The sequence below is a fragment of the Pseudomonas sp. ICMP 10191 genome (assembly GCF_001467335.1).
GTDB classification, from domain to species: domain Bacteria; phylum Pseudomonadota; class Gammaproteobacteria; order Pseudomonadales; family Pseudomonadaceae; genus Aquipseudomonas; species Aquipseudomonas cerasi.
Genome location: NZ_LKGW01000101.1, coordinates 1 through 15,960 on the forward strand (window position 1 = coordinate 1; position 15,960 = coordinate 15,960).

Below are 15,960 nucleotides of genomic sequence, written 5' to 3' on the forward strand. Positions count from 1 at the left end.
TCGAGAGCAGGATGCACCCCAGTATCGTTTTGATGACGGCAACGCTGCTGGAGGTGAAGCCATTGCTCATTAGTACCTTGCTGAGCACACCAATGGTTGCGTTCAGTGCGGCGGCGGAGAGCGCAAAGATAACGCCCTTGCTGAAATTGGATTGCATTGATGACGTTCCCTGTCGCTGGTTTGTCGTTTGAGAGGAGTGAAGCGATTGCGGGTGGCCTGCAGATCCACGCTGGCCTTGGCAATCATCGGGCAATGTTCGGCGAGTTCGATAAACCGGGTCAAGGCCTGAAAAGTTGTCGAATGCGGCAGCAACCCATAAAGCAGGTAATCCTTGACGCCTGACACGAGCGTCAAAAGCAGTGCGAGCAAGACGTTGGCGCACGACCACGGAAAGCAGTTCCAGCTTACTAGGGCTGCGAATCAGCCGATTGACCAGCAGATACTTCAGGTTTGCCGGTGCGCCGATCAGCAGGCTTGCCAGTAGTAACAGCCGAGGCGTGGACTGGCCCAGGTAAATCGCCAGGCTGTGCCGGAAAGTTGATATTGTTTCGCCATCTTAATCGTCTGGGTTCAGTTGTTGATGTACGTTACAGAGACCGTGTTACCCGGGTTTACATTATGGACGATCATGATATATTAACGCGATAATGTGTTTAAAGGTGGATAAATTAAATTTAATTGTTGTTTCTCGATCAGTGAATGTACGCTCGTTTAAATATTGCCAGAGGGCGATAATGAGCATGCGTACGTCGAGGCGCTACAGGGCTTAATTCAATAGACTACCCGTTAATATGAGTGACTGCCATGAGTGATATTCTAAACAAAATAAAACATTACAAGCTTCAAGAAATAGAGGCGGCAAAAACTAACGTACCATTAAGTCGCATCAAGCAGCGTGCCCTCGAACAGTCCAGTCCCCGCGGTTTTTATAAAGCACTGAAAGCAAAAGAACAGCAGGGTCTGTTGGGGCTCATTGCAGAAATAAAGAAAGCAAGTCCATCAAAAGGACTGATTCGCGAAGACTTCAACCCGCCCGAACTGGCGAAGGCTTATGAAACCGGTGGGGCCGCCTGTTTATCCGTTCTGACCGACACGCCCAGCTTCCAGGGTTCCCCGCAGTTTCTCATCGATGCGCGAAACGCTTGCGCCCTTCCTGTGTTACGAAAAGACTTCATGTTTGACACTTATCAGGTGTATGAAGCACGTGCCTGGGGTGCGGATTGCATATTGCTGATCATGGCCTCATTGACTGACGACCTGGCCGCCGAACTTGAAGATGCGGCCATGACGCTGGGGATGGACGTTCTGGTGGAAGTGCATGACGAACATGAAATGGAGCGTGCGCTCAAACTGTCTTCTCCGCTGCTCGGCGTCAATAATCGCAACCTGCATACCTTCGAAGTAGACCTCGGCACAAGCGAGCGACTGGCATCCATGGTGCCCGCAGGCAAACTGCTGGTCGGTGAAAGTGGCATCGGCAACCATAACGATTGCCTGCGACTCAAAAAATCCGGCATTACTACCTTTCTGGTCGGCGAAAGTCTGATGCGCAAAGAGGATGTTACTGCGGCCACAAGAACACTGCTGACCGGCAGTGCTGACTGACGCGTAGGAAACTCACGGCTCAGAGGGGCGTTAATGCGCTCCTCTGACCGTCCTGCACTTGTCCAGACGTATGCAGTTGATTGGCCCTGAATGCTGTGGAATCAGTATCCACAGCATCACGACCTGAAGCAGTAGAAAACCCTTAGAGCGAAAACCTGGCCACCAGCTTATTCATGTCTACAGCAAGCACTGAGAGCTCGGCACTGGCCGCCGCTGTCTGATTGGCCCCCGTTGCACTCTGGATGGAAAGATCGCGAATACTCATCAGGTTGCCGTCGACCGAACGTGCGACCTGCGCCTGCTGCTCCGATGCGGTCGCAATCATCAGGTTCATTTCGTTGATTTCATTGATTGCTTTCGCGATCAGGGTCAGTGCTGCTCCGGCTTCATGAGCGATGGTGAGTGTGCCACCGGCCTCATCGCAACTTTCACTCATGGCCTTGGTGGCCTGTGCAGTGCCCGTGAGGATGTCGCCAATCATTTTCTCGATTTCCTGAGTCGAGGTCTGGGTACGATGGGCCAGCGCTCTGACCTCATCAGCCACCACCGCGAAACCGCGTCCCTGCTCACCTGCCCGGGCGGCTTCGATAGCTGCGTTCAAGGCCAGGAGATTGGTTTGTTCCGCAATCGTACGAATGACTTCCAATACCTTGCTGATGTCCTTGGATTGCACGGCCAGACGCTCTACATCGACACTGGTGCTCTGCACGGTCTTGCTCAGTTTCTCGATGGCGTCGACCGTACTGGTAACCCGTGCTGCGCCGGTGCGGGTTGACTGATCAGAGGCTTTGGCTGCATCCGATGCAGCGGCAGCATTACGCGCCACCTCATCGACCGCAGCGGTCATCTGGTTAACGGCGGTGGCTGCCTGATCAATTTCGTTATTCTGGCGCAGCAAACCTTTGCTCGACTCCTCGGTGACTGCGTTCATTTCTTCAGCGGCGGATGCCAGTTGAGTGGATGAATCACCGATCAGCTTGATCGTATCGCGCAGATTGTTTTGCATGACCTGGGTAGAGCGCATCAGGTCGGAAAATTCGTCTTTGCCCGTGACGGTAATCACGCTGCGCAGATCACCCTTGGCGATGGTGTCGTTGACACGCAGCATGTCGCGCAACGGCGTGACGATACTTTTGGTGAACAGCACGGCCAGCACAATCGTCGCCAGCGTCGCGGCTGCAATAATGAAGATCACAAACGTTAAGCCGCTTTGATACGAATCCTCGGATTCTTTTCCTGAGTTTGCCGCCTCGTCAATGTTCATTTGAACAAGCCCGTTCACAGCGTCGTCGAGAAGACGGGTAACAGGCGTCACGTTTGAACTCAGGTAGGCCAGCGCTTCAGTGGTTGCGTTTTGACGGATAAGTGCAATCACCTGGTCGAATGCAACCAGTGCTTTATCGGTGTTTTCCGACACGGCTTTGAACAGTTGTCCTTCTTTATCGCTGGCGACAAAAGGGGCGTAAAGGGCTACCTGCTTTTTCAACTCCTCACTCAGCGAAGCGATCATGCCGGACGTGGTGGCCATGTCCTGCGGATTGGTCTGGGACAGCATTCTGCGGACTTCCAGGCGCAGGCGCAGCATCGTGGCATTGATTCGGTCTGCAACCACCACGCTGGCCAATGCATCGTTTTCAATGTCTCTGGCCGTCTCGCGGATTTCTCCCATTTTCCATACTGAAATACCACCCAAGGCGACCAATAAGAGTGCAATAAACATAAAGCTGAGTGCTGCGCGCGCAGATACTTTCAAGTTTCTCATTGTCACTGACCTCCTTGTAGAATTGATTTTTCACGGCTTTAGAACTATCGGCTACCAGAAATATTACTTGAGGGGGTCGGGTTTGGTTTCTGGATTAGTTCGTGCATTAGTTGCGCACGGTTTTGTTCTTTAATTTGTTTAGTGCGCTTTTTTGGGGCGGGATTCATGTAAGTCAGAGGGTGTACAACTCGCTTGTCTTGAGCGTGCAATCAGTAGGCGCTTGAAAAGTAAGAGAAAAGCTATCTTTTTAGAGTGGCCGGACAGCCAGGCGCTCTTACCCCTCTCAATCGTAACCATTTAATACGGTCAGCGTTTCAGGGGTGTAAATCAGGGCTCAAGAGCAGTCGCTTTTGTCTGGAGGGTCCCGTGACGACTTGCTGCGTGAGCTATCCCGCGCAAGGCTTCATAACGATTCTCTGATCACCAGCGGGCAGTCCACCGGCTGGGAGCCCGACACTTCAAGGCTTTCAATCAGGTGCCGGGCGGCGTTGCGACCGATCTCGTAATACGGCAGTTGCACCGTGGTCAGCGCAGGAATGAACAGCTCGGCGATGCCGATCATGTTGTCATAACCCAGTACGGCAACATCGCCGGGGATTTTCAGGCCTTGGCCCAGCAGCAACTGGTAGGCACAAAAGGCAATGCGGTCATTGCCGCAGATCAGAATGTCGAACTGAGGACGCCCATCTATCATGTGCCGTGCAAGGATAGCGGCGGTTTCCCAGTAGGCATCGTGTTCGGACAGGTTGTATTGCAAGAGTTCGTCGCGAGTCAGGCCGAATGCCTCGCAGGCACGCAACATACCCGCCTGGCGGATTTCCCAGGCCAGGCTCTGTTTTGGCAGGTTTATGAACAGCGGGCGTCGATAGCCCTTGCTGAACGCGTGGTTCAAGGCGCGGTACTGACCCGTTTCGTCGTCTGGCACATAACTGACCAGGCTGCTGTCGTCGGCTACGCAGTTGGCGAGCACCAGCGGCTTGCTCTTCAGGCGCTGGGGGATACTCACTTTGCGTAACCCCATGGCGCTGAAGATCAACCCGTCGGGGCGGTGCGACAGCATCAGGTCAATGTTCTGGTCAGTGGGCGGATTGCTTAGCAGGTTGAGGATAAATACGTTCCAGCCTGCCTGCTGCGCGGTCTGTTCGATCGACAGCAGCAGCTCGACCGCAAACGGCGTCGTTGCGGTGTCCAGGGCAAATACGCCGATGGTTCGGGTCTGCAGGTTGTCGCCGCGAATCCTGCGAGCCGACAGGCTGGGTACGAATTGAAGCTCATCGATCGCGTTGCGCACTCGCTGATAAGTCTCCGGGCTCAGTTTTCCCGGATCATTGAGCGCCCGAGACACCGTCATCAGAGACACACCGGCCAGTTTTGCAACGTCTTTAACTGAGGTCATGCGAAGCGGAGCCTGTCGGGTTGACTGATGATTATCATGCTACAGAGACCTGATTTTTTTCGCGACTTCAATGATTTACCGACAGGTAGCCCGAGGCGAGTTGCCATGCGTCGGCGATGCAGACCCGGCCTCCGGTTCCGTTGGCAATAAGCTTTACCCCCAGGCTGTCGGTCTGTGGATAAAGACGGCTGCTGAAGCTGAAACTGCCGTTTTGCTCGAACACCTCGATGGACGAGCGATCAAGGAAGATCCGCAGTTCAAGCTGATTCTGTTGTGGATCTATCGCTACACTGCGCTGACCGCTGACGTGGGTGCCCGACTGAGTACGGTCGAGTATCAAACGTTTCAGCGACGCATCGTAGTAAAGCAGCGTCTGCTCCTTGCCATCCTCACTGCAACGCAAGGCCACACCCAGGTGACCTTCGATGCAGTCGAGCAGGTCCAGGTGCACGTGGATTTCGAGCATGTCGCCGTGTATGTCGGCCAGCCATTGGCTACCCGCTTCGCTCCACCAGGGGGTGCCTGGCAGTGACGCGTTGCGCAACGCTGTCAGCTCGCGCGCGGGCTGCACGCACAGGCGATCGGCGCGTACTTCAAGTTCTCGCGGCAGGCCCAGCATGCCGCGCCAGTGATGTGCCTCGGTTGGGGTCGGGCTTTCCCACATGTCGATCCAGGCCCACAGCAGACGCCTGCCATCGGCAGCCACCAGCGTCTGCGCCGCATAGAAATCGTGACCGCTGTCCAGCTCGATAAAAGGCCCGCCGGTGAACTGCCATTGACTGTCGACCTGGCCCACTCGGTAGCCGGTGTGAAACCTGTTCAGTCGCTCGTATCGCTGCGCCGGCATGCCCTGGGGGGAGTAAAGCAGTACGTCGCGTTCATTGAGGCCAAACAGGTCCGGGCATTCCCACATATAGCCGTCGCCTTCGCCGCCTGTGGACACATAACTGACGAAGTCCCACGCGTGCAGGTCCCTGGATCGATAGAGCGGCAGCAGCGGTTTGTCGCCCAGGCGTGCGCCGGCAATCAGGTACCAGTGGCCATCCTGTCGCCAGACTTTCGGGTCACGGAAATGAATCATCCCGTCTTGCGGCGGGGTGTCGATAACGGCGCCGTGTTTGATGAAGCTGATGCCGTCGGTACTGGTGGCCAGGCACTGCACCTGACGGATGAAACGCTCGTCGCCCACGTCACCCAGCCACGTGTGCCCGGTGTAGAGCAGCGCCAGGGTGTCGTCATGTACCACTGCACTGCCGGAAAAACAGCCGTCCCGGTCGAAGTCATCACCGGGTGCCAGGGCAATGGGCAGGTGCTGCCAATGGACCAGATCGGCACTCTTTGCATGGCCCCAGTACATCGGGCCCCATTTCGCGTCGAACGGGTGGTGCTGATAGAACACGTGATATTCGCCACGAAAGAACACCACCCCGTTAGGGTCATTCATCCAGCCCGCAGGCGGGGCCAGGTGGTAACCGGGGCGATAATCGTGGACGAGCTGCGACAGGCCCTCTTCCAGCGCATGGCGCGCGCGCTCGAGGGCGGGAGACATCGGCTTGCTCATGGCATTTGCAGAAAAACTCATAGGGTGCCTGCTTGTACGAGGTGCGGTGTGGTGCCGGGTGTCAGGTGTTGACTGGCGTCTGTGTGGCGCTTCAGGGCCAGGCCATCGGCGTCGAACAGGTGCAGGTTGCTGTCGTCGAATTGCAGCGCGACCTGATCGCCTGCCTGCCAGCCGGCCTTGGCATCGCAGCGACAAATCAAGGGCTCGCTCGCCCCGGTAGCCAGATGCACATAGACCTCGCTGCCCAGGTATTCGACACCGGATACCGTGACGCCAACGCCGTTGTTCGCAGCATTGAGGGTGATGTGCTCCGGGCGAACACCCAGGGTCAGTTGCGCATCCTCGGTCAGATTCGAGCTGTCGAAGGGCAGGGATTTCATACCCAGTGCCGGGATGTCGATCAGGCTGTTGCGACCCGGTGCCTGCAAGCTCACTGGCAGAAAATTCATTCTCGGCGAGCCCAGAAAACCGGCGACGAAAAGGCTGGCAGGGCGTTCGTAGAGTTCGCGTGGTGAGCCGACCTGTTCGACCTGACCGCCGTTGAGCACGACAATCTTGTCCGCCAGGGTCATCGCCTCGACCTGATCGTGGGTGACGTAGATCATCGTCGAGCCCAGCCGCTTGTGGAGCCGGGCGATTTCGTTGCGCATCTGGACCCGCAGCGAGGCGTCCAGGTTGGAAAGCGGTTCATCGAACAACAGGATGTCCGGTTCCCGCGCCATGGCTCTGCCCATGGCCACGCGCTGACGCTGCCCGCCGGACAATTCCCGGGGCTTGCGCTGCAGCAGTTTGTCCAGTTGCAGGATCTGCGCGGTTTTCAGCACGCGTTCGCGCAGGCTGCTTTTTTCCGTCTTGGCCAGCTTGAGGCCGAAACTGATGTTGTCGTAGACGCTCATGTGCGGGTACAGGGCGTAGGACTGAAAGACCATACCGACACCACGCTCGCGCGGTTCCAGGTCATTGACCCGTCGTCCGTCGATCAGCAGGTCGCCAGCACAGATCGAATCCAGTCCGGCGATCAAGCGCAGCAGCGTCGACTTTCCGCAGCCCGAAGGGCCGACGAACACAACGAACTCACCCGCAGCGATCTCCAGGCTGACATCGCGCAGAATGCGCGTGCCGCCCAATTGCTTGTTGATGTTGGCTAGCTTCAATTTCATCACGATGCTGTTCCTTGTCAGTTGTGTGCATCAACCTTTCAACGCGCCGGCAGTGAGGCCGGAAACGATGCGGCGCTGGAAGATCAGCACCAGAATCACCAGTGGGACGGTCACCAGCACCGACGCCGCCATCAAGAGGCCCCAAGGCAATTCGTGGGAGCTGCCACCCGAAATCAGGGCGATGGCGACCGGGACCGTTCGTTGCGCGTCTGTCAGGGTGAAGGTCAGGGCAAACAGGAACTCGTTCCACGCGGCAATAAAAGCCAGCAGGCCGGTCGTGACCAGCGCGGGCCACAGCAGCGGCAACAGCACACGGGTGAGCGTGACCCAGGGCGATGCGCCATCCATGATTGCCGCTTCTTCCAGCTCATGCGGCAGTTGCCCCATGAACGTGGTCAGCACCCAGACGGTGAAGGGCAGGGTAAAAATCGTGTAGCTCAGGATCAGTGCCCATGAGGTGTTGTACAGACCCAGTGCGCGGATCACTTCAAACAGCCCCGACAGCACCGCGACCTGAGGAAACATCGAGACGCCGAGCACCATCATCAGCACCGTGCCGCGGCCTCGGAACTTGACCCTGCCCAGGGCGTAGGACGCCGTCAGGCCCAGGAACAGCGCCAGCACTACCACACTCAGCGCAACCACCAGCGAGTTGGCGATGGCCTGCAGGAATGACGCCTGACTGAGGACCGCTGCGTAATTGGAGAAGTCGGCTTCGGTGATCCAGTAGCTCACTTCAAACAAGGCACTGGACGGTTTCAGCGAGGTCAGGATGGCGTAATAGAAAGGGAAGATCGCGTACAGCAGCACGACCCCGACCAGGCCCCAGAAGGCCAGGCGCAGCAGCGCTTTCTTCAGTGGGCGCAGGTTCATGAGCGCACCTCCAGCTGGCGACGTCCGAGGTACAGATAAAGCATGGCAATCACTGCCACGACCAGAAACAACAGGGTGGAGGCGGCGCTGCCGTAGCCGACGTCCTGGAACTCCACCAGGTGCTGGCGGGCATAGACCGACATGCTCATGGTGCTCGAAGAGTTGGAGGTCAGGACGTAGATGACGTCGAAGACCCGCAACGAATCGAGAATGCGAAAGATCGCGGCGACCAACAAGGCGGGCATCAGCAACGGCAAGGTGACTCGCCAGAACACCCGTACCGGATGAATGCCGTCGACCCTGGCGGCTTCGTAGCAATCGCTTGGCAGCATCTGCAGTGCCGCGAGCATCAGCAGGGTGACAAAGGGCACGGTCTTCCAGACGTCGACGATGATCACTGCCCACATCGACAGGTCCGCATCTGCCGTCCAGGCCAGCGGCGCATCGATCAGGCCCAGGCTCAGCATCATATGGTTGATGATGCCGAACTGGTCATTGAGCATCCACGACCAGATCTTCGCCGAGACGATGGTCGGAATCGCCCAAGGGATCAGAATCAACGCACGGACCAGCGCGCGGCCGGTGAACTTGACGTTCAACAGCAACGCCACCATCAGTCCCAGGACCATTTCCAGCCCGACCGACACCACGGTGAAATGCAGGGTGTTGCGCACCGCGTTCCACCATTGCGGATCGACCAGCACGCCAGACCAGATGACGCCGTCGTAGAGCAGATAATTGCTCAGGCCCACGAATGAGCCACTGCCGGTATCCGACAGATCGGCATCGGTCAGGCTGAACCAGAATGTGCGCAGCAACGGCCAGGCCGCCACCAGGACCAGGCACACCAGCATCGGCGTCAGAAACAGCCAGGCGGCGCGTAGCCTGCGACGTTGTACAGGCGTTTCCCGGGTGACGAGTTCGTCGTCTCCAGGGAAGTCGGTAGAAGAGACGGGCATGTTGATTTCCTTACGTGTGGCTTACCAGTTCCGGCGTTTGATGCGGGTCAGTTCGCGTTCCAGTTCGACCAGTGCCTGATCGACCGGAATATCGCCCGCCAGCACGCTATGCACCCGATCGAAGAATGCGTTGGAGACGCGTGGGTAGCCGTTGGCCGTGATCGCGGCGGGGCGCATGACCCCATTGCTGAGGATGCTGTGCAACTGCGGGTAGTAAGGCATCGCCGCGAGCAACTCGGGGTCGGCATACAGGGACTCGATGACTGGGTTGTAGGCACCTGCCAGGGCACGCTGTTTTTGCTGCTGAGCGCTGGTCAGGTAGGCAACCAGTTCTGCCGCCAGTTTGGGGTTGCGGCTGTAGCGCGAAACCGCCAGGCCCCAGCCCCCGAGCGTTGAAGCGTGGGTGCCGTTCGCGCCGCCACTGGGCAGGGGCGCGACGCCGACCTTGTCTTTTATCGCGCTGTCCTTGCTTTGCACCAAGGCCCAGACGTAAGGCCAGTTGCGCATGAACAGCGCATTTCCCGACTGGAATACGCCACGGCCTTCTTCCTCGGTGTAGTTAAGGACGCCGGGCGGGGAGATCTCGCCGATCCAGCTTTTTGCCAGGGTCAGCGCGACTCGTGAGGCCTGGCTGTTGACCACGATGTCTCCGCGCGGGTTGACCAGTCCGCCGTCCGGCTGGCTGCTGATCCATTCCAGGGCGTTGCACGTCAGGCCTTCATAGGCGCGCCCCTGGAACACGTAGCCCCACATAGTGGCATTCCCCGCATCGCGTTCGGCTTTTTGCACTTTTTTGGCGGTAGCGGTCATGTCCTCCCAGGTCTGGGGGACCGGCTGCTGGTACTTGTCGAGCAGATCCTTGCGGTAATACAGCAGCCCCGAGTCGGTAAACCAGGGCATCGACACCAGCCGGCCGTCGACGGTGGCGTTGTCCACCTGTGCCTGGAAATAGCCTTGTGTCGCATTTGCCGGAAGCAGTTCGCGCAGATCCGTCAGGTGTTTGGCGAGCATCCCCGGCCACACCATGTCGATTTGAATGATGTCGATGTCGGTGGACTGGGCGCTGAGGATCTGCTGGTAGAACGACAGGCGCTCGGTTGCAGAGTTAGGCGTGGAAACCACTTGAACGTTGTTGCCGGTCTGTTTTGACCAGCTATCGACTGCCTCCTTGCACAGTTGCAATTCAGCGCCGACGGCCCCGCACGAGATCGTCAGATCGGCTGCGTTCGACAGCGCAGAAAACCCGGCAGACAGGGTGAGCAGCGCGACGGGAAGAAGAGATTTCAGCTGTTTCATAGAGCCCTCTTTATTTTTGTTTTTATAAAAGTTAACGTTAACATCGTCAATGTAACAGCGTATTTTCGATGTGGCACCCTTTTTTCTCCGATTTTCACAATTTTGTGCCGAAGGAAAAAGGCTAGGCCAACGTCACGAAAACAATAAAAACAAAACAGGAAGTCCACATGCAGAACGCATCAAGATGGCTACTCGCAGGGGTACTCGGCACCTCGACAACCGTCTCTCAGGCCGCGACTCTGGAAGAGCGGATGGCCGCATTCGAAGCCCGTGCCAGCGCTGCGGAAAAACGTGCAGCCGCTGCCGAACAGCAAACCCAGGCGCTCGCCAGGGAGCTTCAGCAACTCAAACTCTCGACCCCCGTTGCGCAGCCTGCCGCACCCACTTCTGCGTCCACCGTTGCGGCCAATTCACAGCCGGCTCTGGATGATCGCGTGGCAAAACTCGAAGCCCGCCAGCAAAGCATGGAGAAGCCAGGCAGTGCCGGACACCTCACCGACGGGTTCAGCTTCAAGGGCTACGCTCGCTCCGGTCTGTTGATCAACGACGGTTTGGGCGGCGGTCGCGGTGGGCCTTATACAACCCCCGCAGGTTCAGTCGGTGGTGCGGTCGGGCGCCTGGGTAACGAAGACGACACCTACATGCGCTTCGATCTGTCGAAAGAGATCTACGCGCAGAACGGCACGCGCTCCAAGTTCACCGTCTCCATCGCCGACGGCGTTGAAAGCTATAACGACTGGACGGCCACCGAAAGCAGCCTGAACGTGCGTCAGGTATTTACCGAACTCGACCACATTGCCGCTTTCAAGGGGAATTCAGTGTTCGAAAACGCCACGCTGTGGGCCGGCAAGCGCTTCGACAGGGATAATTTCGATATCCACTGGCTGGACTCGGACGTGGTCTTTCTGGCCGGGACCGGTGGCGGTATCTACGATGTGCAGATGACCAAGGACTGGCGCTCGAACTATTCCCTGATCGGACGTAACTACGGAGATTTCAGTGAGGGCGGCGTCGATGCCGATGTGGAAAGCTATATCCTGACCTCCAACCAATTCTTCGACAATGGTCAGTGGCAGTGGATGTTCAACGCCATTGGTGCAAAGAAAAACGACGTCGGTACGCGCACCAATCAAGCCGGTTTTGCGCCCGCAGATTCAGGCCTGCACACCATGTTGGCCAATCACCAGAAGGACTTTTTCGGTCGGGAAGGCTTCTTCAAGACGGCGTTGCTCTATGGGCAGGGCCTGGGTGCGCAGGTCAAGGACATTGGCGCGGATGGCGAACTGATCGACGACGCCCGCGCAGTGCGTCTGGCCATGTATGGCGAGACACCTATCGCGCCGGGATGGCGCATCGGCCCGAGCCTGCTGGCCGAACAGAGCAAAGACCGCTACGTCAAAGGCGACGATTACCGCTGGCTCACGCTGAACATGCGCCTGGCCAACGAGATCAACAGCAACTTCGAGATGGCCTACGAGCTGAGTTGGCAAACCATGGACCTCGACCCCAAAGGCTATCTGCAACGCAATGCGGTTGACGGTAACTTCTGGAAGTTTACGGTTGCGCCGACCTTCAAGCCGGACATGGGTGACCTGCTCACACGCCCCGAACTGCGAGTGTTCGCAAGCCTCATGAACTGGTCTTCGGATCTGGACCGCTACAGCACGACCGACAACTTCGGCAAAAGTGATTTCAACTCCGGTGGTGTTTGGCAGTTCGGCATCCAGATGGAGACCTGGTTCTAGGCTCTGCAGGTAAAGCCCGGCACCGTGTGCCGGGCTTTGAATCGGTTTACGGCTACCCGATGAGCATCGGGACAGTTCGTCCTACTGACCAGCTACGCTCTTCATCACCTGCACCCTGAGCACCTTGTTGGCAGCGGTAATGTACGCCCAGCTTGCCTGCTCGCTGGAGCAGAACGTCAGGTTGCTGGTATCGGCAGCCGCGACCAGCAGTTTTCCGAGTGGCTTGCCTGCTGCGGAAAATACCTGAATACCTTCCTTGCTGCTGCTCCACAGGTTGCCAAGCGCGTCGACTTTGATCCCGTCAGGGATGCCGGGCTGGATGTCAGCGAACACCTTGCCGTTGATCAAGCGACCGTCGCGCACCTGATAGACCATGATGCGATGTGCCAGCTTCTTGTTGGTGAAGTCGTGGGCCATTTGTGAGTCGGCCACATAAAGCAGCTGCTGATCCGGCGAGAAGGCCAGGCCGTTGGGCGAGTGGACTTCGGGAGTGTCGAGACGGGTGATCTGCCCGGTGTCGGGTACGTAGCGATAGATGAACTCGCCGCCTTGCTCAGGCTTGCCGCCATAGCCCTCGCTTTTGCTCAACACCCCGAAGGTGGGATCGGAAAACCAGAGAGCGCCGCTTTTATCCGCCACTACATCGTTCGGACTGTTCAGCCGTTTGCCCTGGTAGGTGTCGACCAATGTACGCCACTCACCATTGGGCTCCTGCCGCACGATGCCGCGCTTGCCATGGGAGGCCGCCACCACACGGCCCTGGCCGTCGAGCGTATGCCCATTTTGAAAGTCGGCTTTTTCCAGCCAGGTGGACACGCCATCCTTTGCCTGCCAGCTGCTGACCTTGTTGGCCTTGATGTCACTCCAGATCAAACGGCCATCGGCCAGGCACAGCGGGCCTTCTGCCCACTTCGCCTGATCGGTGAGCAGCTCGACGTGGGCCTGTGGGGCAACCAGTTGGCTGAAGGCCGGGTCGATAACGACTTGCCGGACAGGGGCGACGGCGTCGGTTGCGCCTGCTGAACCCGCAGCCAGGAGCGCACTGCCCAATAGCCATGAGGAGGGGCGCAGAAAGCGATTTTTACGGGTCGGTTTCATAGATTCAGGTCCGTATGCGATCAGTAGGCACAGCTGCCGTTGGTACGTTTGTCAGCCGCACCCGGTTTAAGTTTGATGATCAGTTGAACATTGGGTTGATCACCCACGGTGCGCGTCAGGTGGCCTACACGTTCGTCATCCGGACGCGGCCGGGACCGGGTGTCGGCATTGAACTGCATCTCTCCCGGTCCTTGCACCAGCACACTGCCATCGGTGGTCTCCACCGACCATTGCCCCTGCAGGGTGACGACCCATTGTGGCCCCGGCGCGTGGTGCCAGTTGCCGACGTATCCCACCGGCAGCACCGCGTAGGCGATGCTTTCGATATCGTCAGGGGAGACGCCGACCCATTGCGGCGCGGCTGGCGGGGCATAGCTTTTGAACTCCAGGCCTTCCAGGCGGCAGTGGCCCACATGCGTGGCACCGTTTTCGTCAGCCCACAGCGTGGCATATGAAACAGGTGGTTGCAGTTGACCGTTACTGTGAGTCATTTGCGCAGACTCTTTCGGCACCGATTGCACGTCGGCATTGGCACTCGCCATGCCCGTGCAGGCGGCGCAGGCCAGAGCCAGGGTGTATAGAGAGTTCATCGGGTCACTCCGTTTACAGGGAAATTCCGTGTGTCTGTCGCAAGACAGCGCGCTACTCAGGCCGGTCGGGTGTGAGGCAGCCAGCGCTGCTGCAAATCCCGCCGTATGACTTCGATCACCCACATCCACAGCAAGTGCCCGAACGTTTCAGATAACAACTCCGAGGCAGGCAACTCCCACAGCGGCGGTGCCCAATGGAACGCAGGCAGGATGACGCCGTGAAACCCCAGGGTCACCAACAGGCCGAAACCCAGACCCTGCCACAGGGCGGCGCGCGGATACCGGAGTACAAGCAGGCAATAGAACATGGCGAAGAAGATGGAAAAGCCATGGTGGACCAGGGCACTGCCGTAATTCACCACATGCTCTGAATACACATAAGTCAGCTGCTGAGCGTTGATGCCCAGCGAATCAAGCATCTCCACGGGCGGGACCGGGCGGTCCGGCGTGCGAGGCGGGAAGGGGATCTCTGTACCCCATTTGATGAAACTGGAAACATTGCCTCCAACAAAGCCGGCCAGTGCGGCGACACCATACGCTCGCGTGTTCAAATCAGCGCCCCTTCTTCGATAGACCAGGCTGTGAGCGATCTCGCTCTAGCCGTTTACCATGAAGTATGTGCAACGCTCATTTATTTGTAACATACTAATTTGATAGCTCATTGATACTAAAAAAATATCAGATGATTGATTTGAAATTGATGCGCCAGTACGTGGTGGTCGCTGAAACCTTGAATTTTCGCAAGGCCGCGCAGCGCTTGAACATGTCACAGCCGCCCCTGAGCGTTGCGATTCGTCGTCTGGAAGAATGCCTGGGCGTGCAGTTGTTGCTGCGCAGTACGCGCTCCACGCAATTGACCGCTGCGGGCGTCGTGTTTTTGGCCGAGGCGCGGCAAACGCTGTTGCAGGCCGAACGGGCCTGTGAAATGGCACGTCGCTCAGCGGCAGGCATGCTCGGCACGATTCGCCTGGGCTTTGTCGACAGCGTGGTCGATGGTTTGCTGCCGGCGCTGCTGCGTCGCTATCAGGCAGCGAACCCGAACGTCGATATTCAACTGCAGGAGGCCACCCCTCCCGAGCAACTTGAAGGCCTGCGCAACGACCGGCTGGACGTCGGCATTCTGGTGTTGCCGGTCATAGACCCGGGCAATATCCATATCGAGCCGCTGTTCGAGGATCGCATGGTTGCGGTGCTGCCGCAGGATCATCCCTTGGCCGAGCGTGCGTCCATCGGTCTTGCGGCGTTGGCAGACCAACCCTGGATTCTGTTCGCCCCGCATCATGGCCCGGGCATGCACTCGCACATTCTGCTGGCCTGCGCCAACGCTGGCTTTACTCCTCGGGTCGTGCAACAGCCTCGCCAGATGCAGACCACCGCCGCGCTGGTCGCCGGAGGCATGGGTGTGGCCCTCATGCCGCAGCGCTATGCCCGACGTCAGCCGGGGCGGCTTGCCTGTCGTGAGCTGACGGGCCCAGGTACACCTGTCGCCTATGTGCTGGCGCTGGCGTATCGCGAGCTGTCTCCGTGTGCGCAGTCCTTGCGCGAAGTGATCATGGAGCTGGTTCAGTCGCCAGCGTTCACGCTGTCGTCCGCGGAGTCGTGACGCCGTCACCTGAACTCAGGCTCCAACCCGCTATTCGCGTGCCGGTTCAAATGCACTGAACGCCTGGCTACGCCCTGACTCCAAATCTTGCCCCGGCGCTCAAACAATGCATCACGTCGATGGGTGTTCGAATCCTCTGCCAATCAAGGAATTCCCATGACCGATCCACGTAACGTTGCCCACGACAAAAAAGTCCAGCAAGAGAAAAAGAACCACGGCGAAGAAATCGCGCCGAATGCCGAGCACGCGCCTCAGCCGGGGATGAAGCCGGCACTCAAGCACGATGATGACGAGCAGGAAGAGCAGGCGTAA

Annotated in this window: 14 protein-coding genes and 1 pseudogene; 4 read left to right on the forward strand and 11 right to left on the reverse strand. The window is 58.1% G+C overall.

The window, feature by feature from the left end:
- Window positions 1-157, reverse strand: a pseudogene (locus tag AO388_RS28545) (DMT family transporter); the annotation flags it as partial.
- 647 nt (window positions 158-804) lie between these two features.
- Here AO388_RS28545 and trpC point away from each other — a divergent pair.
- Window positions 805-1,605: an indole-3-glycerol phosphate synthase TrpC gene (gene trpC, locus AO388_RS08450; protein WP_003430800.1), complete on the forward strand. Its 801-nt coding sequence runs from the start codon at window positions 805-807 to the stop codon at window positions 1,603-1,605.
- A gap of 142 nt (window positions 1,606-1,747) precedes the next feature.
- On the opposite strand, the gene AO388_RS08455 is transcribed toward trpC, so the two are convergent.
- The 7 genes from AO388_RS08455 to AO388_RS08485 form a co-directional block, all read right to left on the reverse strand.
- On the reverse strand, window positions 1,748-3,367 hold the full coding sequence (locus tag AO388_RS08455) for a methyl-accepting chemotaxis protein (RefSeq protein WP_058416291.1): 1,620 nt from the start codon (window positions 3,365-3,367) through the stop codon (window positions 1,748-1,750).
- A 403-nt stretch (window positions 3,368-3,770) separates the two neighbouring features.
- Window positions 3,771-4,763, reverse strand: coding sequence for a LacI family DNA-binding transcriptional regulator (locus AO388_RS08460; protein ID WP_003371156.1), 993 nt, complete (start codon window positions 4,761-4,763; stop codon window positions 3,771-3,773).
- A gap of 67 nt (window positions 4,764-4,830) precedes the next feature.
- On the reverse strand, window positions 4,831-6,345 hold the full coding sequence (locus AO388_RS08465) for a glycoside hydrolase family 32 protein (protein WP_003430795.1): 1,515 nt from the start codon (window positions 6,343-6,345) through the stop codon (window positions 4,831-4,833).
- The gene (locus AO388_RS08470; protein WP_275087169.1) at window positions 6,342-7,487 is read right to left on the reverse strand and encodes an ABC transporter ATP-binding protein; all 1,146 of its coding nucleotides are present in this window, start codon (window positions 7,485-7,487) and stop codon (window positions 6,342-6,344) included. The genes AO388_RS08465 and AO388_RS08470 overlap by 4 nt, the downstream gene beginning before the upstream one ends.
- Window positions 7,488-7,514: 27 nt before the next feature.
- Window positions 7,515-8,357, reverse strand: a complete 843-nt coding sequence (locus AO388_RS08475; RefSeq protein WP_003430791.1) for a carbohydrate ABC transporter permease — start codon at window positions 8,355-8,357, stop codon at window positions 7,515-7,517.
- Window positions 8,354-9,316, reverse strand: coding sequence for a carbohydrate ABC transporter permease (locus AO388_RS08480; protein ID WP_003430789.1), 963 nt, complete (start codon window positions 9,314-9,316; stop codon window positions 8,354-8,356). Before AO388_RS08480 ends, AO388_RS08475 begins: the two co-directional genes overlap by 4 nt.
- Window positions 9,317-9,337: 21 nt before the next feature.
- Window positions 9,338-10,612 (reverse strand): ABC transporter substrate-binding protein, encoded by a 1,275-nt coding sequence (locus AO388_RS08485; protein WP_003430788.1) that lies wholly within the window; start codon window positions 10,610-10,612, stop codon window positions 9,338-9,340.
- Window positions 10,613-10,779: 167 nt separating this feature from the next.
- On the opposite strand from AO388_RS08485, the gene AO388_RS08490 reads away from it, so the two are divergent.
- The gene (locus AO388_RS08490) at window positions 10,780-12,357 is read left to right on the forward strand and encodes a carbohydrate porin (protein WP_058416293.1); all 1,578 of its coding nucleotides are present in this window, start codon (window positions 10,780-10,782) and stop codon (window positions 12,355-12,357) included.
- A gap of 81 nt (window positions 12,358-12,438) precedes the next feature.
- Here the strand turns inward: AO388_RS08490 and AO388_RS08495 are convergent, their stop codons facing one another.
- Genes AO388_RS08495 through AO388_RS08505 form a run of 3 tightly spaced genes read right to left on the reverse strand, consistent with a single transcriptional unit; the run spans window position 12,439 to window position 14,596 of the window.
- Window positions 12,439-13,455 carry an SMP-30/gluconolactonase/LRE family protein gene (locus tag AO388_RS08495; RefSeq protein WP_054082213.1) on the reverse strand — a complete coding sequence of 339 codons (1,017 nt, stop codon included), beginning with the start codon at window positions 13,453-13,455 and terminating at the stop codon, window positions 12,439-12,441.
- Window positions 13,456-13,475: 20 nt separating this feature from the next.
- The gene (locus AO388_RS08500) at window positions 13,476-14,045 is read right to left on the reverse strand and encodes a hypothetical protein (protein WP_003371174.1); all 570 of its coding nucleotides are present in this window, start codon (window positions 14,043-14,045) and stop codon (window positions 13,476-13,478) included.
- 56 nt (window positions 14,046-14,101) lie between these two features.
- Window positions 14,102-14,596, reverse strand: coding sequence for a YagU family protein (locus AO388_RS08505; RefSeq protein WP_003371176.1), 495 nt, complete (start codon window positions 14,594-14,596; stop codon window positions 14,102-14,104).
- A 131-nt stretch (window positions 14,597-14,727) separates the two neighbouring features.
- On the opposite strand from AO388_RS08505, the gene AO388_RS08510 reads away from it, so the two are divergent.
- Window positions 14,728-15,648 (forward strand): LysR family transcriptional regulator, encoded by a 921-nt coding sequence (locus AO388_RS08510; protein ID WP_024662192.1) that lies wholly within the window; start codon window positions 14,728-14,730, stop codon window positions 15,646-15,648.
- A gap of 156 nt (window positions 15,649-15,804) precedes the next feature.
- Complete coding sequence (locus tag AO388_RS29345; protein ID WP_003317799.1) at window positions 15,805-15,960, forward strand: hypothetical protein; 156 nt, start codon at window positions 15,805-15,807, stop codon at window positions 15,958-15,960.